25 protein-coding genes and 2 riboswitches are annotated in these 26,093 nt (G+C 66.9%); of the genes, 21 read left to right on the top strand and 4 right to left on the bottom strand.

The features are described 5' to 3' along the window. The first annotated feature begins 35 nt into the window (after window positions 1–35). The 13 genes from DW307_RS15370 to DW307_RS15430 all read left to right on the top strand — a co-directional run bounded on the left by DW307_RS15370 (window position 36) and on the right by DW307_RS15430 (window position 16,303). Window positions 36–1,724, top strand: coding sequence for an ABC transporter substrate-binding protein (locus tag DW307_RS15370; protein ID WP_029260355.1), 1,689 nt, complete (start codon window positions 36–38; stop codon window positions 1,722–1,724). A gap of 40 nt (window positions 1,725–1,764) precedes the next feature. Beyond that, window positions 1,765–2,760 (top strand): ABC transporter permease, encoded by a 996-nt coding sequence (locus tag DW307_RS15375; protein ID WP_021199587.1) that lies wholly within the window; start codon window positions 1,765–1,767, stop codon window positions 2,758–2,760. Continuing rightward, window positions 2,753–3,730: an ABC transporter permease gene (locus DW307_RS15380; protein ID WP_021199588.1), complete on the top strand. Its 978-nt coding sequence runs from the start codon at window positions 2,753–2,755 to the stop codon at window positions 3,728–3,730. The genes DW307_RS15375 and DW307_RS15380 overlap by 8 nt, the downstream gene beginning before the upstream one ends. Next, complete coding sequence (locus DW307_RS15385) at window positions 3,727–4,578, top strand: ABC transporter ATP-binding protein (RefSeq protein ID WP_021199589.1); 852 nt, start codon at window positions 3,727–3,729, stop codon at window positions 4,576–4,578. Before DW307_RS15380 ends, DW307_RS15385 begins: the two co-directional genes overlap by 4 nt. Further along, the gene (locus DW307_RS15390) at window positions 4,575–5,450 is read left to right on the top strand and encodes an ABC transporter ATP-binding protein (RefSeq protein ID WP_051667994.1); all 876 of its coding nucleotides are present in this window, start codon (window positions 4,575–4,577) and stop codon (window positions 5,448–5,450) included. Before DW307_RS15385 ends, DW307_RS15390 begins: the two co-directional genes overlap by 4 nt. Before the next feature lie 144 nt (window positions 5,451–5,594). Continuing rightward, window positions 5,595–5,689: riboswitch (glycine riboswitch) on the top strand. A 1-nt stretch (window position 5,690) separates the two neighbouring features. Continuing rightward, window positions 5,691–5,789, top strand: a riboswitch (glycine riboswitch). Window positions 5,790–5,843: 54 nt separating this feature from the next. Beyond that, window positions 5,844–6,968: a glycine cleavage system aminomethyltransferase GcvT gene (gene gcvT, locus DW307_RS15395; RefSeq protein ID WP_029266698.1), complete on the top strand. Its 1,125-nt coding sequence runs from the start codon at window positions 5,844–5,846 to the stop codon at window positions 6,966–6,968. Then, window positions 6,965–7,342: a glycine cleavage system protein GcvH gene (gcvH, locus tag DW307_RS15400; RefSeq protein ID WP_021199592.1), complete on the top strand. Its 378-nt coding sequence runs from the start codon at window positions 6,965–6,967 to the stop codon at window positions 7,340–7,342. The genes gcvT and gcvH overlap by 4 nt, the downstream gene beginning before the upstream one ends. Then, complete coding sequence (gcvP, locus tag DW307_RS15405) at window positions 7,320–10,256, top strand: aminomethyl-transferring glycine dehydrogenase (RefSeq protein WP_136025132.1); 2,937 nt, start codon at window positions 7,320–7,322, stop codon at window positions 10,254–10,256. Before gcvH ends, gcvP begins: the two co-directional genes overlap by 23 nt. 218 nt (window positions 10,257–10,474) lie before the next feature. Then, a complete protein-coding gene (locus tag DW307_RS15410) occupies window positions 10,475–12,118 on the top strand; it encodes a peptide ABC transporter substrate-binding protein (protein ID WP_029260349.1) in 1,644 nt (547 codons plus the stop codon). Between the two features lie 94 nt (window positions 12,119–12,212). Continuing rightward, window positions 12,213–13,142: an ABC transporter permease gene (locus DW307_RS15415; protein WP_021199595.1), complete on the top strand. Its 930-nt coding sequence runs from the start codon at window positions 12,213–12,215 to the stop codon at window positions 13,140–13,142. Next, window positions 13,132–14,073: an ABC transporter permease gene (locus DW307_RS15420; RefSeq protein WP_021199596.1), complete on the top strand. Its 942-nt coding sequence runs from the start codon at window positions 13,132–13,134 to the stop codon at window positions 14,071–14,073. Before DW307_RS15415 ends, DW307_RS15420 begins: the two co-directional genes overlap by 11 nt. Continuing rightward, complete coding sequence (locus DW307_RS15425) at window positions 14,070–15,734, top strand: dipeptide ABC transporter ATP-binding protein (protein WP_029260348.1); 1,665 nt, start codon at window positions 14,070–14,072, stop codon at window positions 15,732–15,734. The genes DW307_RS15420 and DW307_RS15425 overlap by 4 nt, the downstream gene beginning before the upstream one ends. A gap of 2 nt (window positions 15,735–15,736) precedes the next feature. Beyond that, a complete protein-coding gene (locus DW307_RS15430; RefSeq protein WP_021199598.1) occupies window positions 15,737–16,303 on the top strand; it encodes a hypothetical protein in 567 nt (188 codons plus the stop codon). Window positions 16,304–16,405: 102 nt separating this feature from the next. On the opposite strand, the gene DW307_RS15435 is transcribed toward DW307_RS15430, so the two are convergent. From DW307_RS15435 to DW307_RS15445, 3 genes are all read right to left on the bottom strand, one after another. Then, window positions 16,406–16,624 (bottom strand): DUF3693 domain-containing protein, encoded by a 219-nt coding sequence (locus DW307_RS15435; protein ID WP_021199599.1) that lies wholly within the window; start codon window positions 16,622–16,624, stop codon window positions 16,406–16,408. A gap of 120 nt (window positions 16,625–16,744) precedes the next feature. Next, window positions 16,745–16,957, bottom strand: a complete 213-nt coding sequence (locus DW307_RS15440) for a hypothetical protein (protein WP_021199600.1) — start codon at window positions 16,955–16,957, stop codon at window positions 16,745–16,747. Window positions 16,958–17,044: 87 nt separating this feature from the next. After that, window positions 17,045–17,851, bottom strand: a complete 807-nt coding sequence (locus DW307_RS15445) for a CPBP family intramembrane glutamic endopeptidase (RefSeq protein ID WP_136025133.1) — start codon at window positions 17,849–17,851, stop codon at window positions 17,045–17,047. Window positions 17,852–17,953: 102 nt separating this feature from the next. On the opposite strand from DW307_RS15445, the gene typA reads away from it, so the two are divergent. The 4 genes from typA (at window position 17,954) to DW307_RS15465 (ending at window position 23,720) form a co-directional block, all read left to right on the top strand. Next, a complete protein-coding gene (typA, locus tag DW307_RS15450) occupies window positions 17,954–19,867 on the top strand; it encodes a translational GTPase TypA (protein ID WP_021199602.1) in 1,914 nt (637 codons plus the stop codon). Between the two features lie 195 nt (window positions 19,868–20,062). Further along, on the top strand, window positions 20,063–20,959 hold the full coding sequence (locus DW307_RS15455) for an aggregation-promoting factor C-terminal-like domain-containing protein (RefSeq protein WP_029260345.1): 897 nt from the start codon (window positions 20,063–20,065) through the stop codon (window positions 20,957–20,959). A 98-nt stretch (window positions 20,960–21,057) separates the two neighbouring features. Continuing rightward, window positions 21,058–22,098: a glutaminase A gene (glsA, locus tag DW307_RS15460; RefSeq protein WP_136025134.1), complete on the top strand. Its 1,041-nt coding sequence runs from the start codon at window positions 21,058–21,060 to the stop codon at window positions 22,096–22,098. After that, window positions 22,095–23,720, top strand: a complete 1,626-nt coding sequence (locus DW307_RS15465; RefSeq protein WP_136025135.1) for an MFS transporter — start codon at window positions 22,095–22,097, stop codon at window positions 23,718–23,720. The genes glsA and DW307_RS15465 overlap by 4 nt, the downstream gene beginning before the upstream one ends. A 3-nt stretch (window positions 23,721–23,723) precedes the next feature. On the opposite strand, the gene DW307_RS15470 is transcribed toward DW307_RS15465, so the two are convergent. Then, window positions 23,724–24,272 carry a helix-turn-helix domain-containing protein gene (locus tag DW307_RS15470; protein WP_136025136.1) on the bottom strand — a complete coding sequence of 183 codons (549 nt, stop codon included), beginning with the start codon at window positions 24,270–24,272 and terminating at the stop codon, window positions 23,724–23,726. Window positions 24,273–24,376: 104 nt separating this feature from the next. Between DW307_RS15470 and DW307_RS15475 the strand changes: the two genes are divergently transcribed. The 4 genes from DW307_RS15475 to fdxA form a co-directional block, all read left to right on the top strand. Continuing rightward, window positions 24,377–25,099 carry an AzlC family ABC transporter permease gene (locus DW307_RS15475; RefSeq protein WP_021199607.1) on the top strand — a complete coding sequence of 241 codons (723 nt, stop codon included), beginning with the start codon at window positions 24,377–24,379 and terminating at the stop codon, window positions 25,097–25,099. Beyond that, on the top strand, window positions 25,096–25,410 hold the full coding sequence (locus DW307_RS15480) for an AzlD domain-containing protein (protein WP_021199608.1): 315 nt from the start codon (window positions 25,096–25,098) through the stop codon (window positions 25,408–25,410). The genes DW307_RS15475 and DW307_RS15480 overlap by 4 nt, the downstream gene beginning before the upstream one ends. 65 nt (window positions 25,411–25,475) lie before the next feature. Beyond that, a complete protein-coding gene (locus tag DW307_RS15485) occupies window positions 25,476–25,871 on the top strand; it encodes a hypothetical protein (protein ID WP_040569706.1) in 396 nt (131 codons plus the stop codon). 9 nt (window positions 25,872–25,880) lie between these two features. Beyond that, window positions 25,881–26,093: ferredoxin (gene fdxA, locus DW307_RS15490; RefSeq protein WP_136025137.1), on the top strand; the 213-nt coding region annotated here is incomplete at its 3' end.

Below are 26,093 nucleotides of genomic sequence, written 5' to 3' on the forward strand. Positions count from 1 at the left end.
CTCCTGCAGTGCAGCACCGAGAGGAAACAAGAGAAATGATCCGTAACGGAAGGCGCAAGATTGCGCTCACCGCGATTGCCGGAGCATCCGTCCTCGCCCTGGGCCTCACGGCCTGTGGTGGCGGCAGCGACAGCGGCAACGCCGATGGCGACCGGGCCCTGCGTGTCTGGGCCGGCAGCCAGACCCCGATCGCCGCGAACTACAACCCGTTCGCACCGACAGTGCTTCATGGCGCGCTCGGACCGATCTACGAACCGCTGTTCTTCTACAACAAGACCGCGGACTCCGAGCCGGTCGGCCTGATCGGCGACTCGTTCGAGTACAACGAGGACGGCACGGTCATCACCGTGACCATCAAGCCCGACCTCAAGTGGAGCGACGGCGAGCCGCTCACGGCCAAGGACGTGGCGTTCTCGTTCAACTACGAGGCCAACAACCCCGAAGGCAACGGTCTGGTCTCCGCCGAGGCCACCGACGACACGACCGCCGTCCTGACCTACTCGTCCGCGCAGTACACCACGGAGTTCCAGCGGATGGGGTCGAGCTACATCCTCCCCGAGCACGTGTGGAAAGACGTCAAGGACTTCGCCAACTTCACGAACGAGGACCCCGTCGGATCCGGCCCCTACGTCGTCGACAAGACCACGAGCGAGTCCTACACGCTGGTGGCCAACGAGAACTACCGTGATGCCGACAAGCTCGGCATCAAGAAGGTCCAGTACATCGCGGTCGACAACAACCAGACCGCTCAGGATCTGCTCGCCGCCGGCAAGCTCGACTGGACCGGCATGTTCATCCCGAACCCGGACGACGTGACCGGCAACGGCAAGATCGACTGGATCAACACGCCCCAGGACCCGACGGTTCTCTACACCTGCTCGAACGCCGACCTCGGCTGCACCGGTCCGCAGACCGACGTCGCCGTGCGTCAGGCGCTCAACGTCGCGATCGACCGCTCCACCATCAAGGACAAGGCGTTCGTCGGGCTGACGGGCGACATCTCTCCCGCGTTCACTCTGCTGCCGCGCGACGAGAAGTGGCTCGCCGATCCGGCCAACGAGGTCAGCCCGCAGGAGGCGAACGCCGCCGAGGCTGGTTCGATCCTCGAGGCCGCCGGCTACACCAAGGGCTCCAGCGGCATCTACGAGAAGGGTGGCGTGCCGCTCGAGCTCACGCTCACCTCGGTCGACGGGTGGACCGACTACAACGACGCCGCGAAGCTGATCGCCGAGCAGGCAGAGGCGGCCGGCATCAAGATCACGGCATCGACCGTGCAGTGGCAGGAGTTCTCCGACTCCCGTCAGGGTGGCGACTTCCAGCTGATCATGGGTGGTGTGATCGGCACGTCCGTCGCCGACCCGTTCCAGATCTACCGCGACTGGTTCGGCGGCACCGCCGTCGAGTCGACGAGCCCCGTCGGCACGGAGGTCCCGGCAGGCCGTTGGAACTTCAGCCGTTACAGCAACCCGGTCGTCGACACCGCGATCCAGTCGGCGATCAGCACGAACGACGAGGCGACGAAGAAGGAGCTGTACGCGACGATTCAGACCGAGATCGTCCGTGACCTGCCCTACATCCCGCTCGTGATCAACGCGACGCAGACCTTCTACAACACGAAGGACTACACGGGCTGGCCGACCGAGGAAGACCTCTACGCCTTCCCGCCGTCCTGGGGTGCGATCGCGGCAGGCTACGTGCTGACGCAGCTGCAGCCGGTCAAGTAGTAAAGGAGTCGGGGAAGAAGGAAGTCAGGAAAACAGTGACATGAAGTTCTATGCACGAAGAATCGGGTTCTACGCGTTCACGCTCTGGGCCGCGATCTCCATCAACTTCCTTCTTCCCCGGCTCATGCCGGGGAACCCGGCCGACATCATGATCGCCAAGATGCAGCGAGCAGGCGGTGAGGTCTCCGAGACCGCCATCCGCAACATCAAGCTCCTGCTCGGCGGCGACGATTCCTCTCTCTGGGAGCAGTATCTGTCCTACTGGGGACGCATGTTCCAGGGCGATCTCGGAGTATCGGTCACCAAGTTCCCCACTCCGGTGACGGAGCTCATCGCCGGTGCGCTTCCCTGGACGCTCGTCCTGGTCGGCACCGCGACCGTCATCTCCTTCGTCCTCGGCGTCGTGCTCGGCGCCTGGGCCGGATGGAAGCGAGGCACCTGGGTCGACCACCTGATCCCCGTCACGACTGTGCTCCAGTCGATCCCGTACTTCTGGTTGGCGCTGATCCTCGTCTCGGTGTTCGCGGTCGGTCTCGGCTGGTTCCCGATCTTCGGCGGGTACGACGTCTTCGACTACCCGGACGGCCCCGAGCCGACCTGGGCGTTCTTCACCGACGCCGTCGCGCACGCGATCCTGCCCGCTATCACGATCGTGATCAGCTCGGTCGGCGGGTGGATGTTCGGCATGCGCAACATGATGGTCTCCACGCTCGCCGAGGACTACGTGCTCACGGCGGAGGCGAAGGGTCTCCGGCCCCGTCGCGTGCTCACCACCTACGCGGCCCGCAATGCGGCGATCCCCTCGATCGCGGGCTTCTCGATCACGCTCGGTTTCGTGGTCGCCGGCTCGATCGTGATGGAGCAGGTGTTCACCTACCCCGGAATCGGCAAGCTGATGTTCCAGGCCGTGACCAACAACGACTACGCGCTGATGCAGGGACTGTTCCTCGTCATCACCCTGACGGTGCTCGCCGCCAACTTCATCATGGACCTCGTCTATGGCTTCATCGACCCGAGGGCTCGCCAGAATGTCTGACACGAAGAACCCGCTCCTGACGCAGGAGCCACCCGTCACCGCCCCGGCCAGCACGGTCTCGCTCGCCACGCAGCAGGGGCGCAAGCGTCGTCGCATCCTTCCCAGCACTTCGCCGAAGTTCATCGTCGGCGTGATCCTGGTCGCGGCCATCGTGCTGTTCGCGATCATCGCGCCGATCTTCTCGCAGGACCCGCGCAGCACGGCGAACCCTGCGCTCCAGCCGCCCTCCGCGGAACACTGGCTCGGCACCACCAAGCTCGGCAACGACATGTTCGCGCAACTGGCGATCGGCGCTCAGGGGTCCCTGCTCATCGGTGTGACCGCCGGCGGCATCGCGATCGTGCTGTCGTTGTTCTTCGGCGTTCTGGCCGGATATCTGGGCGGCTGGCGCGAAGACGGTCTCGCACTCCTCACGAACGTGATGATCGTGATCCCCGGGCTTCCGCTGGTGATGGTCATCGCCTCGTTCGTGCCGCAGCGCAGTTGGCAGCTCGTCGCGTTCGTGCTCGGCATCACCTCCTGGGCCGGGGCGGCATATGTGCTCCGGCTCCAGACACGATCGCTCCGTACCCGTGACTATGTCTATGCGTCGAAGGTCGCAGGGGAGCGGTCGTTCCGCGTGATCCTGGTCGAGATCATGCCGAATCTCCTGCCGCTGCTCACGGCCCAGTTCCTCTTCGCGATCATCTTCGCGATCCTCGGAGAGGCCGGCCTGTCCTACCTCGGTCTCGGCCCCAACTCCTCGATCACGTGGGGATCGATCCTCAACGACGCGCAGTCGGGGCAGGCCCTCGGACGCGGTGCCTGGTGGTGGTTCGTCCCGCCGGGGCTCATGATCGCGATTCTCGGTGCCGGCCTGTCGCTCATCAACTTCGCGATCGACGAGGTCATCAATCCGAAGCTGCGCAATGCGCCCGAAGCCGCGCGGCGTGTGCGCAAGGCCGCCAAGACCAAGGGAGTCACCGCATGAGCGAGCCGGTCCTGACGGCGCGGAACGTGTCGATCGAGTATGAGGTGGATCCGCCGGTGAAGGCCGTGCGGGATGTGTCGCTGACGTTGAACCGGGGCGAGATCCTGGGGTTGGCGGGGGAGTCGGGCTGCGGGAAGACGACCCTGGCCTACGGCATGAACCGTCTGCTCAAGGCTCCGGCTCTGATGACGGGCGGGGAGATCGTGTTCCATGACCGGGATGGTCATGACATCGACATTGTGGGACTGGACGGCGAGGGTCTGCGCGCGTTCCGGTGGGACAAGATCTCGATGGTGTTCCAGGGGGCGATGAACTCGTTGAACCCGGTGATCAGTGTCAAGGCACAGATCTTCGACATCTTCGACACGCACCGGCCCGGGATGAGCAAGAAGGCGAAGACCGCGCGGGCGGAGGAACTGCTGACGCTCGTCGGCGTGGACCCCAACCGCCTGTCGAGTTTCCCGCATGAGCTGTCGGGTGGCATGCGGCAGCGCATGATGATCGCGATGGCTCTGGCCCTCGATCCGCAGGTGATGATCATGGACGAGCCGACCACGGCGCTGGACGTGGTCGTGCAGCGGGGCATCATCCGGGAGATCATGCGGCTGCGGGAGAAGCTCGGATTCGCGGTGATCTTCATCACGCATGATCTGCCGATGCTGATCGAGATCAGTGATCGGATCGCGATCATGTTGCAGGGGCAGATCGTCGAGGAGGGAACGGCGGAGGAGATCTACCGGACTCCGCAGCACGAGTACACGAAGCGGTTGCTGTCGAGCTTCCCGTCGCTCAAGGGCGAGCGGGGCGACTTCGTCCGCACCGGTGTGAGCCAGGAGGGCGTCCGATGACCACGAGCATCACGAGCTCCACCGCGGCCGTGCCGCAGGTGGCGACGTTGGAGGCGCGGAATCTGGTGAAGGATTTCCACCTGCGGTCGGGATTCAAGACCAGCATCCTCCATGCGGTGAAGGACGTGTCGTTCACCATCGAGGCGGGCAAGACGGTCGCCCTGGTGGGGGAGTCGGGGTCGGGGAAGTCGACGATCGCCCGGATGCTGATGAAGCTGGAGACGCCCACCAGCGGCGAGATCCTGTTGGACGGGAAGGCGTCCGGGGCTCGGGGGCGCGCGTTGGAGCGGTACCGCGCGGACGTGCAGATGGTGTTCCAGGACCCGTTCGCGTCGTTGAACCCGTTCCACACGATCGTTCATCATCTGGAGCGGCCGATCCGTCTGCACCACCCGGAGCTGTCGCGGGCGCAGGTGCGGGAGCGCGCGGTGGAGTTGCTGGAGCGGGTGCGTCTGACCCCAGGGGAGAGTTTCGCGGAGCGGCGCCCGCACGAGCTCTCGGGCGGGCAGCGACAGCGTGTCGCGATCGCGCGGGCTCTCGCCCCGGGCGCCCGGTTCATCGTCGCCGACGAGCCGGTCTCGATGCTGGACGTGTCGATCCGGCTGGGGGTGTTGAACCTTCTCGCTGATCTGCAGCGCGAGGAGAACCTGGGTGTGCTGTACATCACACACGACCTGGCCACGGCGAGGCACTTCTCGGATGAGATCATGGTGCTCTACAAGGGTGACGTCGTCGAGCGCGGCCCCGCGGACGAGGTCATCCTCAACCCGCAGCACGAATACACCAGGACGCTCCTCGGTGCCGCACCGGAACCCGACAACCTCGGCCGCCTGCGCGACGAGGTGCGGGCCGAACTCGGCATCACCCGCTGACGGCCGGAGCTCCGCCTTCGAATCGCGTGAATGGTCGCGTCTGACCCCCGAACGGACCATTCGCGCGATTCGAACGCGCTTCCGGAGAATCCGGCACCGAGGATCCGACCGGCTAGACTGGACCCACAATTGAAGACAGGCCGAATGAACCACGCGGGAGAGCCCCGGCGAACGCAGCCGGGCACCGAAGGAGCAAGCCTCCCCGCCAATCTCTCAGGTACGCGTACCGCGCGGTTCCGGCCACTCTGAAAAGCGATCCGGCGACTCTGCGGATCCGCCGACGGTGAAAGCCCCGCCTCCGTGCACGGGTGAAGCTCTCAGGCCCATGACAGAGGGGGAGTTCCGAGGAACGACGGTGCCGCCGTTCCGCCCGACACAGCCCGGGAGAACTCCATGTCCGACCCCCGCTACACCCCGCTGCGCGCACGCCATGAGGCGCTGGGCGCATCGTTCACCGACTTCGGCGGCTGGCAGATGCCGGTGCGGTACACCTCCGACCTCGCCGAACACCACGCCGTGCGCCAGAGCGCGGGCATCTTCGACATCTCGCACATGGCCGAGTTCACGGTCCAGGGCAGCGGAGCCGCCGATTTCCTCGACAACGCCCTGGCCGGCCGCCTCTCGGCGCTGGCCGTCGGGAAGGCGAAGTACTCGCTCCTGCTCGCCGAGTCCGGCGGGATCATCGACGACGTGATCGTCTATCGCCTCGAGGGCGACGACTTCCTCATCATCTCCAACGCGGGCAACCGCGACGCCGTCTCCGCTGCTCTGCGCGATCGCACCGACGGCTTCGACGTCGTGGTGCAGGACGTCTCCGACGACTATGCACTCATCGCCGTGCAGGGACCGAACGCCGAGGCGATCCTCGCCGAGACGCCGGGCATCACAGACGTCAGCATTCCCTGGACCGAGCAGAAGTACTACGCCTGGGCGTCCGCGAACTACGACGGCGTGCCCGTCCTCCTCGCGCGCACCGGTTACACCGGCGAGGACGGCTTCGAGCTTCTGGTCGCCGCCGACCGCGCCGCGTCGCTCTGGGATGCGCTCCTCGCCGCGGGCGCACCGCACGGCCTCGTCCCCGCCGGACTCGCCGCGCGCGACACCCTGCGGCTCGAGGCGGGTATGCCCCTGTACGGCCACGAGCTGAGCCTCGACACCCGGCCGGCGCAGGCGGGCCTTGGCCGGGTCGTCGTGAGCGCGAAGGAGCAGTTCGTCGGCAAGGCCGCTCTCTCCGCCGCTGCGGAGTCGGCCGACGCATCGGAAGCGCCGGTCCTGGTCGGACTCGTCGCCGAGGGCAAGCGCGCCGGTCGCGCCGGCTACGCCGTGGTCGACGAACACGGGTCGGTGCTCGGTGAGATCACGAGCGGCGCGCTCAGCCCCACGCTCGGTCATCCGATCGCGATGGCCTACGTGACCCCGTCTTCCGCGGAAGAGGGAACCGCAGTATTCCTTGATGTGCGGGGAACCAGAATCCCCGCGACCGTGACCGCCCTGCCTTTCTACCGGAGGACCAAATGACCGATCTCGCCGCACTCCACTACACCGAAGAGCACGAGTGGATCGCCGCTGACGGCGACACCGTGACCATCGGGATCACCGACTACGCCGCCGAGAAGCTGGGCGACGTCGTGTTCGTCGAGCTCCCCGCCGTCGGCACCGAGGTCACCGCAGGAGCGGTCGTCGGCGAGATCGAATCGACGAAGTCGGTCGGCGAGCTCTATGCTCCCGTCTCGGGCACGGTCGTCGAGATCAACGACGCAGCGGTGGATGACCCGTCGCTCGTCAACGCGGCGCCGTTCGAGGGCGGATGGCTGCTCAAGGTCACCGTTGCCGCCGGTGCTCTCGACGGTCTGCTCGACCGCGACGCCTATGTCGCTCTCACGGAGGGCTGATTCTCCAGTGGTCACTTTCGCCGATCGTCACATCGGACCCACGGATGCCGCGCAGCGCACGATGCTCGCCGCCCTCGGTCTCGACACCACCGCAGCCGACTCTGCGCTGAGTCCGGTAGAGGCGCTCATGCGCCAGGCCGTGCCGGCATCGATCTACACCGGTCCGTCTGCCGAGGCCACGGATGCGCCCTCGCTCATCCCGTCCGCGGCGAGCGAGACCGAGGCTCTCGCCGAGCTCCGGACGCTCGCGTCGCGCAACACCGTGAACCGCCCGATGATCGGCTTGGGATACTACGGCACCATCACGCCGCAGGTGATCCAGCGCAACGTGCTGGAGAACCCCTCCTGGTACACGGCGTACACGCCGTACCAGCCGGAGATCTCCCAGGGGCGTCTGGAGGCGCTCATCAACTTCCAGACGATGGTCGCCGAGCTCACCGGGCTGACCACGGCCAACGCGTCGATGCTCGACGAGTCGACCGCGGTCGTCGAGGCGATGCTGCTCGCCCGTCGTGCCTCGAAGTCGGCGTCGACCGTGTTCGCGGTCGACGCCGATGCCCTCCCGCAGACGAGGGCGATGCTCGACACGCGTGCTGAGGCCCTGGGTATCGAGATCGTCACGGTCGATTTCGCCGCTGGCGAGGAGCTGCCGGCCGACCTGTTCGGTGTGTTCGTCCAGTACCCCGGGGCATCCGGACGGGTCTGGGACCCGTCCGCCGTCTTCGACGCCGCGCACCTCTCCGGTGCTCTCGCCGTCGCGGCGGCGGATCTGCTCGCACTCACCCTGATCGCCTCGCCCGGATCCCTCGGCGCCGACGTGGCGGTCGGCACGACCCAGCGCTTCGGCGTGCCGATGGGCTTCGGCGGGCCGCACGCCGGCTACATGGCGGTCCGCTCCGGCCTCGAGCGTCAGCTGCCCGGTCGACTCGTGGGAGTGTCGGTGGATGCCGACGGCAAGCCCGCGTACCGGCTCTCGCTGCAGACGCGCGAACAGCACATCCGTCGCGAGAAGGCGACGTCGAACATCTGCACCGCCCAGGTGCTGCTGGCCGTCATGGCATCGATGTACGCGGTGTACCACGGCCCCGACGGGCTGCGCGAGATCGCGACCCAGACGACCGCGAAGGCCGCCCTGTTGCGTGACTGGCTGGTCGATTCCGGTGCCGAGGTCGTGCACGCGGAGTTCTTCGACACCGTGCAGGTGCGCGTTCCCGGTCGGGCGGCCGAGTACGCCGCGCAGGCGCACGACGGCTACGGCATCCTGCTGCACGTCGCCGACGCCGACACGGTCGGCATCGCGGTCGACGAGACCACGACTCTCGGCGAGCTGCACCAGGTCGCCATGGTCTTCGGCGGCAAGAACGAGCGGGCGTTCGGTCTCTTCGGCAACGACAAGCTGCGGGCGCTCCCGAACGACTTGCGGCGTCAGGACGAGTACCTCACGCACCCGGTCTTCCACTCGCATCGCTCGGAGACCGCCATGATGCGGTATCTGAAGAGCCTCTCCGACCGCGACTACGCGCTCGATCGCGGCATGATCCCCTTGGGGTCGTGCACCATGAAGCTCAACGCCGCGACCGAGATGGCCGCCATCACGTGGCCCGAGTTCGCGGGCATCCACCCGTTCGCTCCGGCCGCCGATGTGCAGGGCTACCTCGAGCTCATCGGTCAGCTCGAGGGCTGGCTCGCCGAGGTCACCGGCTACGACGCGGTCTCGTTGCAGCCGAACGCCGGCTCGCAGGGCGAGCTGGCTGGTCTCCTCGCCATCCGCGGGTACCACCACGCGAACGGCGACACGCATCGCACGGTCTGCCTCATCCCATCGTCGGCACACGGCACGAATGCGGCTTCGGCCGTGCTCGCCGGCATGAAGGTCGTCGTCGTCGCGACGGACGAACTCGGCAACGTCGATCTCGACGACCTGCGCGCGAAGATCGCCCAGCACGCCGACGAGTTGTCGGCCCTGATGATCACCTACCCCTCCACGCACGGTGTGTACGAGGAGCAGGTCGTGGAGATCACGGCCGCCGTGCACGACGCCGGTGGGCAGGTGTACGTCGACGGCGCCAACCTCAACGCCCTGCTCGGCTATGCGCGCTTCGGTGACCTGGGCGGCGACGTCTCGCATCTCAACCTGCACAAGACGTTCGCGATCCCGCACGGCGGCGGCGGCCCCGGCATCGGGCCGGTCGCGGCGAAGTCGCACCTCGCACCGTTCCTGCCTTCGCACCCCCTCGCGCAGAGCGCGGAGCACTTCGGCGGGTTCACGTTCGAGGGCGGTGTGATCTCCGCAGCTCCCTACGGGTCCGCGGGTATCCTGCCGATCTCGTGGGCGTACGTGCGCATGATGGGCGCCGACGGGCTGCGTCGCGCCACGGCAGCGGCCGTGCTCTCGGCGAACTACATCGCGGAGCGCCTCGGCAGCCACTTCCCGGTGCTGTACACCGGCGAGAACGGTCGGGTGGCGCACGAGTGCATCCTCGATCTGCGTCCGCTCAAGGAAGCCACCGGCATCACGGTCGACGACGTCGCCAAGCGCCTCATCGACTACGGCTTCCACGCGCCGACCATGTCGTTCCCCGTCGCGGGAACCCTGATGGTCGAGCCGACGGAGTCGGAGGACGTCGACGAGATCGAGCGCTTCATCGAAGCGATGATCATGATCAAGGCCGAAGCGGAGGCCGTCGCTGCCGGTCGCTGGCCGGCCGATGACAACCCGCTGGTGCACGCGCCGCACACCGCGGTCTCGCTCATCGCGGGGGAGTGGAACCACGCTTACTCGCGCGAGGACGCCGCCTACCCGGTGCATGCGCTGGTCGCCGGAAAGTACTGGCCGCCCGTGCGCCGCATCGACCAGGCCTACGGCGACCGCAACCTGGTGTGCGCCTGCCCGCCCGTGGAGGCCTTCGCCTGAGCCTCGTGCTCATCCGAGCAGACGGTGTCGCGCTTCCGTGTGGAGCGCGGCACCGTCTTCTGTTTCGTGGTGTTTCCCCGGTGTTACAGATGGTCACCACTCAGTAACAGTTCGTTAGCTGAGGGCGGCTGTGGGCGAAGGGGCGGGTTACGCTCAGGTATCCCTGCGTGTTCGATGGTGAGCGCGCAGACTCAGCACTGTCCACAGGAGGACGAAAAGTGAAAAGAAACAGGATTGCCCTCGCGGGCAGCGCTCTGCTCGTGATCGGCGCCTTGGCGCTGGCCGGATGTGCAGGCGGGAACGACTCGGGCGACGAGGGCTCCAAGGGCTCGACGTCGGCCATCATCTCGGCGAACGGCAACGAGCCGGAGAACCCGCTGATCCCGACCAACACCAACGAGGTCGGTGGTGGCAAGATCCTCGACTCGATCTTCGCCGGCCTCGCCTTCTACGACGGCGATGGCGCCCTCGTCAACGACATGGCCGAGTCGATCACGGTCGACGCACCCAACAAGGTCACCGTCAAGCTGAAGGAGGGCAACAAGTTCACCAACGGTGAAGACGTCGTCGCCCACAACTTCATCGACGCGTGGAACTACGGCGCGCAGCTCTCCAACGCACAGCTGAACCAGTCCTGGTTCGCCGACATCGTCGGCTTCAACGCCGACGCCGACTCCGAGCTCACCGGCCTCACCGAGGTCGACGACCAGACCTTCACGATCGATCTGAGCAGCGACGTCGCATCCGACTTCGTGACGCGCCTGGGATACTCGGCGTTCTACCCGCTCCCCGACGCGGCTTTCGAGGACATGGACGCCTTCGGCGAGAACCCGATCGGCAACGGTCCGTACATGCTCGCCAAGGACGGTGCCTGGCAGCACGATGTCCAGATCGACCTGGTCAAGAACGACGACTACAAGGGTGAGCGCGTCGCGCAGAACGGCGGCCTCACGCTGAAGTTCTACACGGCTCCCGAGGGCGCATACGCCGACCTTCTCGGCGGCAACATCGACGTCATCGACCAGATCCCCGAGGCTTCCCTCGCGGTGTTCGAGGACGAGCTCGGCGAGCGGGCGACCAACCAGCCCGCAGCCATCTTCCAGTCGTTCACCATCGGTGGCCAGCTCGCCCACTTCTCGGGCGAAGAGGGCACGCTCCGTCGTCAGGCGATCTCGCTGGCGATCAACCGTGAGGAGATCACGAGCAAGATCTTCGCCGACACGCGTACCCCCGCGAGCGACTTCACCACGCCGGTCATCGACGGCTGGAGCGACAGCGTTCCCGGCTCCGACGTGCTGAAGTACGACCCGGAGAAGGCCAAGGAGCTGTGGGCGAAGGCTGACGCCATCGCGCCGTGGTCCGGCACGTTCCAGATCGCGTACAACTCCGATGGTGGACACCAGGTGTGGGTCGACGCGGTTTCGAACTCGCTGAAGAACACTCTCGGCATCGAGGCGTCGGGTGCACCGTACGTCGACCTCGCGACGCTCCGTGCTGCAGTCAACGCTCGTGACGACGCCGGCAAGCGCACGATCCAGACGGCGAACCGTTCCGGATGGCAGGGCGACTACCCCGCCGTCTACAACTTCCTGCAGCCGCTGTACGGCACGGGCGCATCGTCCAACGACGGTGACTACTCGAACCCGGAGGTCGATGCACTGCTCGCAGAGGGTGCAGCGGCGACGAGCGCTGACGACGCCAACGCGGCGTACGAGAAGGTCCAGGAGATCCTGTTCAACGACCTTCCCGTCATCCCGCTCTGGTACCAGAACTCCATCGGCGGTTTCGGCGACAACGTCGACAACGTCACCGTCGGCTGGAACTCTGTTCCGCTCTACTACGAGATCACCAAGGCCGAGTAGGTCCTTGGAGTGAACGGCAGCGAGGCGGTGGCGGCGACGTCACCGCCTCGCGTCGTGCACTCCGGCTGACTCCGACTCCACGAAAGGAGCAAGGATGCTCGCCTATACCCTGCGGCGACTTCTCCAGCTGATCCCGGTCTTCTTCGGTGCGACGCTTCTCATCTACGCGCTCGTCTTCCTGATGCCGGGTGACCCGATCGCGGCGCTCTTCGGTGACAAACCGCCGAGCCCGCAGCTGCTCGCCACGATCCGAGCGCAGTACCACCTGGACGACCCGTTCCTCGTCCAGTACTTCTACTACATCACCGGCGTCTTCAAGGGCGACATGGGAACGACGTTCTCCGGTGAGTCTGTGAGCACCGTCCTCGCGCGCACGCTTCCCATCACCGGACGCCTGGCCATCATGGCGATCGCGATCGAGTTCACGCTCGCCATCATCATCGGAACGCTCTCGGCGCTCCGCAAGGGCAAGTTCTTCGACCATGTGTCGCTGATCATCTCGCTCGTGTTCCTCTCGATGCCGATCTTCGTCGTCGCCTTCCTCGCGCAGTACTTCCTCGCGATCAAGCTGGGCTGGTTCCGTCCGACGGTGGGCGGTCAGAACGATTGGGGCGACCTGTGGCTGCCCGCCATCGTGCTGGGTCTGAGCCTGTATGCGACGAGCATGCGGCTGATGCGTGGATCTGTCCTCGACACCCTCAACCAGGACTGGGTCCGCACCGCATATGGCAAGGGGCTGTCACGCAACCGCGTGATCCCCGTGCACGTGCTGCGCAACTCCCTGATCCCGGTGATCACCAACTCGGCGACGAACTTCGGTGTGCTCCTCGTCGGAGCGACAGTGACGGAGTACATCTTCAACATTCCCGGCGTGGGACAGACCCTGTTCCAGGCGACGTTGAGGCACGAAGGACCGACCATCGTGTCGTTCGTGACGGTGTTCGTCATCATCTACGTTCTCGTCAACCTGCTCGTGGACCTGCTCTACGGGCTGCTCGACCCGAGGATCCGCTATGTCAAGTGACCGTCCCACCCACTACGTCGCACCGGTGGTGGCCGAACAGCCGCCGACGGATGCCATCAATGTCAAAGGCAAGCCCGCGAGCCTCTGGCGGGACGCCTGGACGGATCTGCGTCGCAGGCCGTCATTCTGGATCTCCCTCGGAATCGTCGCGCTCATCCTGCTGATGGCTCTGTGGCCGACGCTCTTCACGCAGACGCCGCCGAACAACCAGTGCGAGCTCGCGAACTCCAATGCCGGACCGGCTGCGGGCCACCCTCTCGGGTACACGTTCCAGGGCTGCGACATCTGGTCGCGCATCGTGTGGGGCTCGCGCACGTCGATCAGTGTCGGTCTTCTGGCGACCATCATCAGCTCGACTCTCGGACTGATCATGGGTGCGCTCGCCGGCTACTACGGTGGATGGCTCGACGCGGTGCTCTCCCGCGTCGGCGACATCTTCTTCTCGATCCCCTACATCCTCGCGGCAGTCGTCGTGATGACGGTGTTCGCGCAGTACCGCAACGTCTTCACCCTCGCTCTCGCGATCGGTGGATTCGCGTGGGCTGCGACCGCGCGCGTCGTCAGAGCGGAAGTACTCAGAGTGAAACAGGCGGACTTCGTGATGGCATCGGCCGCGCTCGGCAAGGGGCGCTTCGGCACCCTGATGTCGCATGTGATCCCGAACGCCTTCGCACCGCTGCTCGTCCTGGCGACGCTGGCTCTGGCCGGTGGAATCGTCGCCGAAGCGACACTGAGCTTCCTCGGTGTCGGGCTCGGCAGCGACGTCATGTCCTGGGGCAACGACATCAGCCAGGCGCAGCGCTCCCTGCGCGTCGCGCCGATGGCCCTGATCTATCCGTCGATCGCGCTCACCATCACGGTGCTCGCGTTCATCCTCCTGGGCGAGCTCATCCGAGACGCCCTCGACCCGAGGGCGAGGGCACGCCGATGAACGAATCGACAGCTCCGCTGCTGAGCGTTCGCGATCTCACGGTCGCGTTCGACACGCAGAACGGCACACGACAGGTCCTGCACGGCATCAGCTTCGATGTCATGGCGGGAGAGACGGTCGCGATCGTCGGCGAGTCCGGTTCGGGCAAGTCGACGGCGGCGACGTCCATCATCAAACTGCTGGCCGGCACCGGAAAGGTCACCGGCGGGAGCATCACCCTGGACGGCGAGGAGCTCACGCACCTCTCCGAGCGGGAGATGGAGCGCATCCGCGGCAAGGCGATCGGCTACGTGCCGCAGGACCCGATGTCGAACCTCAACCCCGTCTGGAGCATCGGCTTCCAGGTGGAGGAGGCGGTTCGTGCGAACGGCCTCGCTCAGGGCCGTGCTGCGGTGCGCGCCCGCGCGATCGAGGTGCTCCAGCAGGCGGGGCTCGCCGACGCGGCCAAGCGGCTGCGTCAGTTCCCCCACCAGTTCTCCGGCGGAATGCGCCAGCGTGCGCTCATCGGAATCGGACTGGCTGCGGACCCGCGGCTCCTGATCGCGGACGAGCCCACGTCGGCGCTCGATGTCACCGTGCAGCGCGTGATCCTCGACCACATGGCGAGCCTGACGCGCGACCGCGGCACCTCGATGCTGCTGATCACCCACGACCTCGGTCTCGCAGCCGAGCGCGCGGAGCGGCTGATCGTGATGCAGAACGGCTCGATCGTGGAGTCGGGTCCGAGCAAGGAGATCCTGCAGAACCCGCAGCATCCGTACACGAAGCGCCTGGTCGCCGCAGCGCCGAGCGTGGCATCGCAGCGCATCCAGGCCGTGGTCGAGGACCGCGGCGTGGAAACGCTCGACGACCTCGCCGATATCCCGCCGACCGTTCGCGTCGCTGCTCTCACGAAGGACTACCGCATCCGCCAGGGTGGTTTCCGCAGTGAGATGTTCCGTGCTGTGGACGACGTGTCGTTCGAGATCCCGCGGGGAAAGACGCTGGCGCTGGTCGGCGAGTCAGGCTCGGGCAAGTCGACCGTCGCGAAGATGGTCCTCAAGCTCGAGGAACCCACCTCGGGAACCATCGAGATCGACGGCATGGACGTGTCCGGATTCTCCCGGGCGCAGTCGTTCGGTCTTCGTCGTCGCATGCAGCCGGTGTTCCAGGATCCGTATGGGTCCCTGGATCCGCTGCGCAACCTCGAGAACACGATCGCGGAGCCGCTCGAGATCCACGGTGTGGGTGATCGCACTTCGCGTCGCGAGCGCGTGCGTGAGCTTCTGGATCAGGTGTCATTGCCGCAGGATCTGGCAACCCGCTACCCGAGCGAGCTGTCGGGTGGACAGCGCCAGCGGGTCGCGATCGCGCGTGCTCTGGCGCTCAAGCCGGACATCGTGGTGCTCGACGAGGCGGTCTCCGCTCTGGACGTGCTCGTCCAGGCGCAGATCCTCAGGCTGCTGGCCGATCTGCAGACCGAGCTCGGGCTCACCTACCTGTTCATCACGCACGACCTCGCGGTGGTGCGTGTCTCGAGCGACCTGGTCTGCGTCATGGAGCGCGGCCGGATCGTCGAGCAGGGCACGGTCGATGAGACCTTCGCGAACCCGAAGCAGGAGTACACGAGCCGCCTGCTCGAGGCCATCCCCGGTGCGTCGATCCCTCTGGGCGGCCTCTGATCGTGGCGAGGCTGAACTCTCCCGAGGACGAGCGGACTTTCCGCTCGTCCTCGGGCACGGTCGTCATGGTCGTGAGCCTCGCGCTCGCGGTTTTCCTCCTCGGGGACGCCGTCGTGCGGGGCGGATGGACGCAGACACTGCTGCTGGCTCCCTGGGTGCTTCTCGGCCTGTGGATCGTCTACGAGATCAGCTACGTGTCGATGGTCCGCATCCGCGATGACGGGGCGCAGGTGCAGAACATGCTGCGACGGACGGATTTCGGCTGGCACCGGGTTCGAGACATCGATCTCGAGTGGCAGTTGAAGTTCTCCTTCGACGACGACACGGAACTCACCTGCTGGGGCGGACCGGCGCATGCCCGGCCGAGACGCAGCAAGATGCGCGACGAGGAGACCAGCGTCTCGACCTCGCTGCGCAGCTTCACCGACATCCGAGACCGCTGGCAGGCGGCGGCGGGGCATGGTGCGAGCGCGCCGATCCGCCGTTCCTGGGACACCAGCGCGCTGCTCGCGCTCGGCGTGATCGTCCTTTGGGCGGTTGTCGCCGTACTGATCGTCGCCGCGGGCTGAACGAGTTCTGCCCCCTCGACACGTGCGCCCCCTGCCCTCTTCGTGAGGGCAGGGGGCGCATCGTCATGCGCGTCGAGCCCTTTTCCAGAGGTCGAGCCCTTTTCAGGAGTAGGAGAACCAGTAGCCCGGCTGACCGGCGCGATGCACGCACGATCCGACGCTGTAGCCCTCTTGCATGAAGACCCGTCGTTCGGCCTGGCAGTAGGACAGGTCCGTGAACGGGCCGAACCACGTGGCGGCCTGCGCGCCGGCGGCCCCACCGAACACCATGCCTGCGACCAGGACGATACCTGCGGCCGTTGCGGACAATTTCTTCTTCATCGAATCCCCCCGGATTGTCGTGCCCACGTCGTCGTGGGTGCCCCGAGCCTAGGGTGGGCGTCACAGCCTGTCAACGCACGGGAGGACGGGCTGTGCGCCCGCCCTCCCGTGCGATGGCGCTCAGTAGGACTGGAAATACCAGCCGCCGGTTCCCGGGATGCAGGGCGCTGCCTTCCCGCCACCTCGGACGTAGTCGGTGCGATCGGCGTTGCACTGCGCTGCCGACGAGTACGGCCCGAAAACGCTGGCCGACGCGGGCGCCACGCTCAGCAACGTGAGCCCTGCCGCTATCGCGATCGCGGCCCCCGCCTTGGTCATCCGATTCATCTTCATAGGACATCCCTCCGTGTTCCGTCATTGGAAGCACCCAGGCTAGGACATACCCGCCGAGGGGAGGAGAACGTGCCCGGGGTCCAACACTCAGCCGGGCAACCCGAACAGCTCGGGCCAGGTGGCCGCCGCCCACGGATACCCGACGAACGCGGCGGCGTCGATCACGAAGTGCGCGACGAGGAACGGCATCAACCGCCCGGTGCGCTGATACAGCCAGCCGAAGAGCAGCCCCATCACCAGATTCCCGATGAAGGCGGGGTATCCCTGGTAGAGGTGATAGCTCGCGCGGAGGATCGACGTGGAGATGATGATCGCCCACGGACTCCACCCGAGCTGCCGGAGCCGGGTGAAGAGATAGCCGAGCACGACGAACTCCTCCTGCAGGGAGGCTCGGGCGGCGGCCAGCAGCAAGACGGGAACGGTCCACCAGAAAGCGCCCACCCCTGCGGGGTCGATCGCGACCGTGAGCCCGAGGGCGCGGCCGGCGAGGTAGAGGCCGAGTCCGGGGATTCCGATGGCCAGGACGAGGAGCACCCCACGTCCGACATCCTTCGCGATCCCCGTGCCGTCCAGCCCCAGCCGCGCCAGGTGCGGGCGACGCGACTGCCACAGCAGGAAGCACACCAGCAGGACGGGGACGAGGGAGAAGCCGATGGCGAGCACCTGGTAGATGAGGTCGAAGATCTCCCGGTCGCTTCGCGAGGGGTTGAGCGCGGCCACCTGGTCGGCGATGGGGGTCTCGTCGGTGAGCCGGTAGGCGAGCTGCACGATCGCATATACCGCCGACTGGCCGAGGCCCAGCGCGAGGACGATGGCGATCTCCCACCACAGTCGTGCGCGGGAGGGAGCGGGGGAGAGGTCGGGGAGGTCCCACGGAGCCTGCGGTCGGGTCACGATCTCGATGCTACGACCTGCTTTTCAGGAACAAGCCCTGAGCTTGCGTTATCCTGGAACGTCGGCTTCCCGGCGAAACCCCACATCTTTTAGGACACCTGCATGGCGCACGCCCTCCGTTCTGACCTCCGCAACGTCGCGATCGTCGCGCACGTCGACCACGGCAAGACCACTCTCGTCGACGCCATGCTGCGTCAGACGGGCTCCTTCGGCGAACACGCCCACGTCGATGAGCGCGCCATGGATTCGAACGACCTGGAACGTGAGAAGGGCATCACGATCCTCGCCAAGAACACGGCGATCACATACAAGGGCAAGCACGCCCAGGGCAAGGAGATCACGATCAACGTGATCGACACCCCCGGTCACGCCGACTTCGGTGGCGAGGTCGAGCGCGGCCTGTCCATGGTCGACGGTGTCGTGCTGCTGGTCGACGCGAGCGAGGGTCCGCTGCCACAGACCCGCTTCGTGCTGCGCAAGGCGCTCGAGGCGAAGCTCCCCGTCATCCTCCTGGTCAACAAGACCGACCGTCCTGACGCCCGCATCGCGGAGGTAGAGGAAGAGGCGCACGACCTGCTGCTGGGTCTTGCCTCCGACCTGGTCGACGATGTGCCCGACCTCGATGTCGACGCGCTCCTCGACGTTCCGGTGGTCTACGCCTCCGGTCGTGCCGGTGCGGCATCGCAGAACCGTCCCGCCGACGGCTCGCTGCCGGACAACGACGACCTCGAGCCGCTGTTCGAGGCGATCCTCGAGCACGTTCCCGCTCCGGAGTACGACGACGAGCACCCGCTGCAGGCCTGGGTCACGAACCTCGACTCCAGCCCCTTCCTCGGCCGTCTGGCGCTGCTGCGCGTCTTCAACGGCACGCTGAAGAAGGGCCAGACCGTGGCCTGGGTCCGTTCCGACGGCACGCACCAGAACGCGCGTATCACCGAGCTCCTGAAGACTCGCGCGCTCGAGCGCTACCCCGCCGAGTCCGCCGGTCCCGGCGACATCGTCGCCATCGCCGGCTTCGAGAACATCACGATCGGTGAGACCATCGCCGACCCCGAGGACGTGCGCCCGCTGCCGGCCATCACGGTCGACGACCCCGCCATCTCGATGACGATCGGCACCAACACCTCGCCCCTCATGGGCAAGGTCAAGGGGCACAAGCTCACTGCTCGCATGGTCAAGGACCGTCTCGACAAGGAGCTCATCGGAAACGTCTCGCTCAAGGTCGTCGACATCGGGCGTCCGGATGCGTGGGAGGTGCAGGGCCGTGGAGAGCTGGCCCTCGCCATCCTCGTCGAGAACATGCGTCGCGAAGGTTTCGAGCTCACCGTCGGCAAGCCGCAGGTGGTCACGAAGAAGATCGACGGCAAGACCTACGAGCCGTTCGAGCACCTCACGATCGACACTCCGGAGGAGCACCTCGGGGCGATCACCCAGCTGCTCGCGAACCGCAAGGGTCGCATGGAGAACATGACCAACCACGGCACCGGCTGGGTGCGCATGGAGTTCATCGTCCCGTCGCGCGGCCTCATCGGCTTCCGTAGCGAGTTCCTCACCACCACGCGTGGTACCGGAATCGCGAACGCGATCTCGCACGGGTACGAGCCGTGGGCCGGTTCCATCACGACGCGTCAGAACGGCTCCATCGTCGCCGACCGCCAGGGCGTCGTCACCCCGTTCGCGATGATCGCCCTGCAGGAGCGCATGTCGTTCTTCGTGCAGCCCACGCAGGAGGTCTACGAGGGAATGGTCATCGGCGAGAACTCCCGCGCCGACGACATGGACGTGAACATCACCAAGGAGAAGAAGCTCACCAACATGCGTGCGGCGAGCTCCGACACCTTCGAGTCGATGACGCCTCCGCGCCAGCTGACGCTGGAGGAGAGCCTCGAGTTCGCCCGCGACGACGAGTGCGTCGAGGTGACCCCCGAGGTCGTCCGCATCCGCAAGGTGAACCTCGACGCGAACACCCGCGCGCGGGAGACCGCTCGTCTGAAGCGTCAGGACGCGAACGTCTGAGACCACACTCGGCGAAGCTCCGAGTGAGAGGGCCTCGTGCCGCCGGAAGGCGTGCACGAGGCCCTCTTCTCATGTAAATCCCAGGTGAGGGATGGTTTTCGCTCAGGTTCGTGGTTCAGAGTGGTTGACTTGCGCCTGGGACGAGCTCCCGATGAGTCTCCTGCAAGGGCGTACGACCACCCGAAAGTCGAACCCATGCTTCAGAAAACCCGTGCGCTTCGGCGCGCCTCCGCGGCGGCGTCCGCCCGTTCCGCCGCCCACCGCCCCATGACCCTCCTCGGCCTCGCCTCCGCCACCCTGGTCGGCATCACCCTCAGCGTCGGCCTCGCGTCCGCGCCGGCGGTCGGAGCCATCAACCCCGCGGTGGCCGTCACCGCCCCCGCGCTGGCCGGTGCAGAACCCCTCGCGCAGATCACCGAGGATGCGGCCGCCACGCTGGCGAAGGCGAAGGATGCCGCGACGGCGGCATCCACGCTGGAATCCGAGGTCGTCGCGTCCGGGCTCGACGTCGGCGCGGTGACGTCCGTCGACACCACCGACCTGCAGAAGGACATCGACAAACTCGACGACATCGACGTGACGCCGGTGCTCTTGGTGGGGGTCCTCGCCGACGAGGTCGAAGAGGAGACGGCGAACGTCGTCTCCGATACCGACGAGCTTCGGAGCGCGCTCACCGCTGCTCAGCAGAAGCAGGCCGAGGAGGAGGCAGCCAGGGTCGCGGCGGAGCAGGCCGCTGCGCAGGCCGCGGCGGAACAGCAGGCCGCAGCTGCTCTGGCCGCAGCCAACACTCCGGAAGGCGCCAAGGCAGCCGCGCAGCAGATCATGTCGAGCACCTACGGATGGGGCGGCGATCAGTTCTCCTGCCTGAACTCGCTGTGGAACAAGGAGTCCCGTTGGAACTACCAGGCGTACAACCCGAGCGGCGCCACCGGCATCCCGCAGGCCCTTCCCGGCAGCAAGATGTCGTCCGCGGGCTCCGACTGGCAGACGAACGCCGCCACCCAGGTCGCCTGGGGTCTCGGATACATCTCGTCGGTGTACGGAACGCCGTGCAGTGCGTGGTCGCATTCCCAGGCCATGAACTGGTACTGACCCCGGGTCATCCCGCCGAGGATTCTCTAGCCGAAGGCGGCCGTCGAGCGCTACGGTGACTCTGACGGCTGGAGGCGTCACGGATCCGAGGAGGAGATGTGCTCGACCCGACGGCGTGGCGCGGTGTTCCGCAGGAGGTCTCCACCGGCACCCTGCCGGGATGGGATCGCGTCGAGGAGCTCGTACGCGAGGCGCACTCCCGCTACGCGGGCGAGCACTCGGGCGGCGTCGCCGACTACATCCCCGTGCTCGCGGAGGTGGACCCGGAACTGTTCGGGCTGGTGGTGATCGATGTCGGCGGCGGGCGGCACGACGCCGGCGATGCCCTGCACCCGTTCTCCATCCAGTCGATCTCGAAGATGTTCGTCTACGCACTGGCGATCCAGGAGCACGGCCACGAACGTGTGCGCGACATCGTCGGCGTGAACAACACCGGACTCGCGTTCAACTCCGTGATGGCGGTCGAGCTCAACGATGGGCATCCGATGAATCCGATGGTCAACGCGGGTGCCATCGCGACGACCGCGCTCATGCCGGGTCGGACAGCCGTCGAGCAGTGGGAGCGCGTGCGGGAAGGGCTCTCCGCCTTCGCCGGGCGACCGCTGAGCCTGGACGGCGTCGTGTACGCCTCGGAAGCGCAGACGAACGATCGCAATCGCGCGCTGGGGCGTCTGCTGCGCAGCTACGGTCGGCTCGAGGGGGATCCCGATGAGGTGGTCGACGTATATACGCGTCAGTGTGCTCTGGCCGTGACGGCTCACGATCTGGCGGTGATGGGGGCGACGCTCGCCGACGGGGGAGTCAACCCCGTCAGCGGTGAGCGGGTCGTCTCGGAAGAGGTGTGCCGAGACACCCTGGCCGTGGTCGCGTCGACAGGGCTGTACGAACGCTCCGGCGACTGGCTGTTCGAGATCGGGCTCCCGGCGAAGTCCGGCGTCTCCGGAGGCGTCGTCGCGGTCGCCCCCGGGAAGGGCGCGGTGGCCGGCTTCTCGCCACGGCTCGACGAGGCCGGAAACTCGATCCGATCGCAGATGGCGATCGGCTATCTGTCGCGCGTCCTGGGGTTGAACCTGTTCGCCTCCGCCCCGGCGCGCAGAGATCCACCCGCACCCTCGGCCGCACCGCAGGAGCACTCATGATCCAGCCGGTGCAGAGCCCGACCAAGACCTCGTGGCTGCCGATGGTCAGCCTGTTCCTCGCTCAGGTGCTGATGTCGTTCAACGTGGCGGCGCTGCCGATCTCGCTCGGCGGCATGGTGAGCGAATTCGGTGTTCCGCCCACGGTCGCGAGCACCACCATCGTCATGTACGGCCTCGCGGTGGCCGCCCTCGTGATGACCGGAGCGAAACTCGGCCAGCGGATCGGCTGGGTCGTCATCTTCCGGATCGTGATCGCGCTGTTCGCAGGCTCCTCGGTCATGATGATCTTCGCTCCCACCGTGTGGTGGGCGATTGCCGGCCAGGCGGTCGCGGGAGCAGCCGCGGCGATCATCGTGCCGTCGATCGTCGCACTCATCGCCGAGAACTACCGCGGACCGCAGCAGGCGACCGCCATCGGCGCGATCGGTTCGGCCCGCGCGATCTCGGGGGTGAGTGCCTTCCTCATCGGCGGCACCCTGGGAACGCTGGTCGGCTGGCGCCCGATGTTCTTCATCGTTCTGGGGATCGCCGTGGTGGTCTTCGCGCTGAGCTTCACCCTGCGCGGTGATCGCGGTGACGCCTCGATCCGCATCGACCTCGTGGCGTCGCTGCTGATCGGAGCGGCGATCGTGCTGCTGACGCTGGGTTTCAACAACCTGAACTCCTGGGGTGCCGTGGCGGCGACGACCGACGCTCCCTTCAACATCCTCGGCCTCTCGCCCGCTCCCGTGTTCATCGTCGTCGGCCTCGTGCTCGGCCAGGCGTTCTTCCTGTGGACGAGGAAGCGGATGGCGGAGGGGAAGGTGCCCCTGATCGACCTGAGCGTCCTCGGCTCTTCGCGGGAGCGGGCCGCCGTGTACGCCATGTTCATCGTGGTCGCGCTGGAGGCGTGCGTGAACTTCACGATCCCGCTCTACATCCAGATCGTGCAGGGCCGTACGCCGTTCGACACCTCCATGGCCATGATGCCGTTCAACCTCACCGTCTTCGTGACGGCCACCCTGGTGGTGCGACTGTACCGGCGCTTCCCTCCACGCACGATCGGTGTCGTGGGGTTCATCCTCACCACGGTCGCCCTGGTGTGGTTGTCGTTCGTCGTGAACAACAACTGGGAGACGATCCCGACCATCGTCGGGCTCATCGTGTTCGGCATCGGTCAGGGCGCGCTCGTCACGCTGGTGTTCAACGTGCTCGTGACCGCGGCCCCCGCCGAGCTCGCCGGTGACGTCGGGTCGCTGCGCGGCACCACCCAGAACCTCGCATCGGCGGTCGGCACCGCGCTGGCGGGCGCACTTCTGGTGTCGCTCCTCGGACTCAGTGTCGGTCGTGCCGTGGTCGAGCACCCCGAGCTGCCCCCGTCGCTCGTCGCCCAGGTCGACATGGACAATCTCAACTTCATCAGCAACGACGACCTGCGCGTCGCGCTCGAAGCGACCGACGCGACGCCCGCGCAGATCGACGCGGCGGTGGTGGTGAACGAGGAATCGCGGCTCGGCACGCTCAAGCTCGGCCTGCTGCTGCTGGCGGGGGTCAGCGCGCTGGCGATCCTCCCGGCCTCGCGGCTGCCGCAATACCGGCCGCACGAGATCCCCGACCCGTCTCCGGCCGCCGGTCCGGAATGACGGTCAGCGGAGCTCGGATATGAGCACGGCGCTGGTTCCCGATGCGGTCGCCTCGAAGATGTGCGGGGCATCGCCGGGGTACGTGAGATAGTCGCCGGGGTTCAGCAGCACCGGTTCACCCGCCGGGCCGATCCGCGCCTGCCCGGCCATCAGGATCACGTGCTCGATCGTCCCGGGGTGATGAGGATCGGAACGGCGGGCATCGCCGGGCTCGGCCTGGATCAGGTAGACGTCACGGCGGGCTCCCGGCGGGCTCGCCGACAGCAGTGTCGCACTGTACGCCGCGGCGGAGGAGGGGACACCGGCGAGATCGTCGGCGCGGATGAGCGTCGGTGCGTTCGCCTGCTGATCGACCAGCACGGCGAAGGGCACGCCCAGCGCGACGCCGAGAGCCCACAGCGTCTCGACGCTGGGGTTCCCGGCGCCGCTCTCGAGCTGGGAGACGGTCGCCTTGGAGATGCCGGCGCGTCGAGCGAGCTCGGAGACCGACAGGACTGCGGTCTCTCGCTCCCGGCGCAGGGTGCGGGCGATACGTGTGCGGAGTTCCTCCATGTGTTCATCATGTCAAACGTTCGTTCGCTTGACTATCCGATCTCGACTGTTCAGAATTATGATCATGTGTTCAGCGGAGCGAACGACAATGCGCGGGATGCCTGATGACCGCGGAGCGTGAGGTCTGGCGCGAAGCGCTCGGGGTCGTCATCGCGACCAGTGCGTACGGTGTCTCGTTCGGTGCGCTCGCCGTGGCATCGGGCCTGGACGTCTGGCAGACCTGTGTGCTGAGTCTGCTGATGTTCACGGGCGGATCGCAGTTCGCCTTCGTGGGCGTCTTCACGGCCGGGGGGCTTGCGGCCCTGCCATCGGCGGTCGCTTCGGCGGCACTCCTCGGCGTCCGCAACGTCGCCTACGGCATGCGGATGTCACCGATCGTCGGGGGAGGTCCCGTCCGTAAGGCGGCGGCCGCCCATTTCACGATCGACGAGTCGACGGCGGTGGCGATATCGCAGGGCGACCCACGGCTGCGACAGGTCGGCTTCTGGGTGACCGGGATCGGCATCTTCGTCGGCTGGAACATCACCACCCTCATCGGAGCGCTGGTGGGGGATGTGCTCGGAGATCCTCGGACATGGGGGCTGGATGCGGCGGCAGCCGCCGCCTTTCTGGCCCTGCTCTGGCCTCGTCTCCAGCAGCGCCAGGCCATCGCGGTCGGCATCGCCGCGGCGGTCGTCGCCGCGGCCCTCACTCCGTTCCTGATGCCCGGCCTGCCCGTGCTCGTCGCCGCGGTCGTCGCTATCGCGGTCGGCTGGTTCAACTGGATGGGGCGTCCGACCGCGCCGGGCCGCCCATCGTCGGGTGCGGGGTCGGAGGTGAGCTCATGAGCCTGTGGAGCGCGATCCTCCTCGCAGCGTTGATCTGTCTGGCGCTGAAGGCCGCCGGCTACCTCGTTCCTCCCCGGGTGCTCGAGGCGCCACGCACGGCCCGCATCTCGGATCTTCTGACGGTCGCGCTGCTGGCCGCCCTCGTGGCCGTCCAGACCCTCGGCGATGGGCAGGCGATCATCGTGGATGCACGTGTGCCCGCACTGCTGGTCGCCGGTGGGCTCCTGTGGTTGCGGCAGTCGTTCCTCGTGGTCGTCGTGGCGGCCGCGCTGGTCGCCGCCCTGCTGCGCCTGTTCGGCCTCGCCGGCTGATGCTGCGCCCCTCCGCCTGTTCGGCGGGGCCTCGTCGGTAAGATCGACAGGTGCGCGTGAGCTGGATGTCGAGAGTGTTGTCATGGATCGCTGCCGCCCTCGTGGGCGGTGTCTACGGCATCGCCGGCACCATCAGCCACAGTGTGATGTGGGGCCCGATCCCGATCGGCATGATCGTGGCCGCCATCGCCTGCGCGGCCATCCTCATCGCCGTCCGCGCTCTGACCCACGACAGGGGCGCGGCCGTGGCCGCCGGTCTCGGGATGATCGGCATGCTGGTGCTGATCTCCGGCGAAGGGCCCGGAGGGTCCGTCGTGGTCCCGGCCTCGTTCGCCGGACAGATCTGGACCTATCTGGTCGCCGGAATCGTGCTGCTGGTCGTCGCGTGGCCGTCCGTTCGGCGTCTTCCCGTTCGCACCGAGGGGCCAGCCGCGCAGGAACCCGAGCCCCGCGAGTCGTAGACTGAGGGGGTGACGTATGTGATCGCCCTCCCGTGCGTCGATGTCAAGGATCGCGCCTGCATCGACGAGTGCCCCGTTGACTGCATCTACGAGGGCGAACGCTCGCTCTACATCCACCCTGACGAGTGCGTCGACTGCGGTGCCTGCGAGCCGGTGTGCCCGGTCGAAGCCATCTACTACGAAGACGACCTTCCCGACGAGTGGCAGGACTACTACAAGGCC

This window comes from Microbacterium sp. K27 (genome assembly GCF_004794435.1).
Taxonomy (GTDB): domain Bacteria; phylum Actinomycetota; class Actinomycetes; order Actinomycetales; family Microbacteriaceae; genus Microbacterium; species Microbacterium maritypicum_A.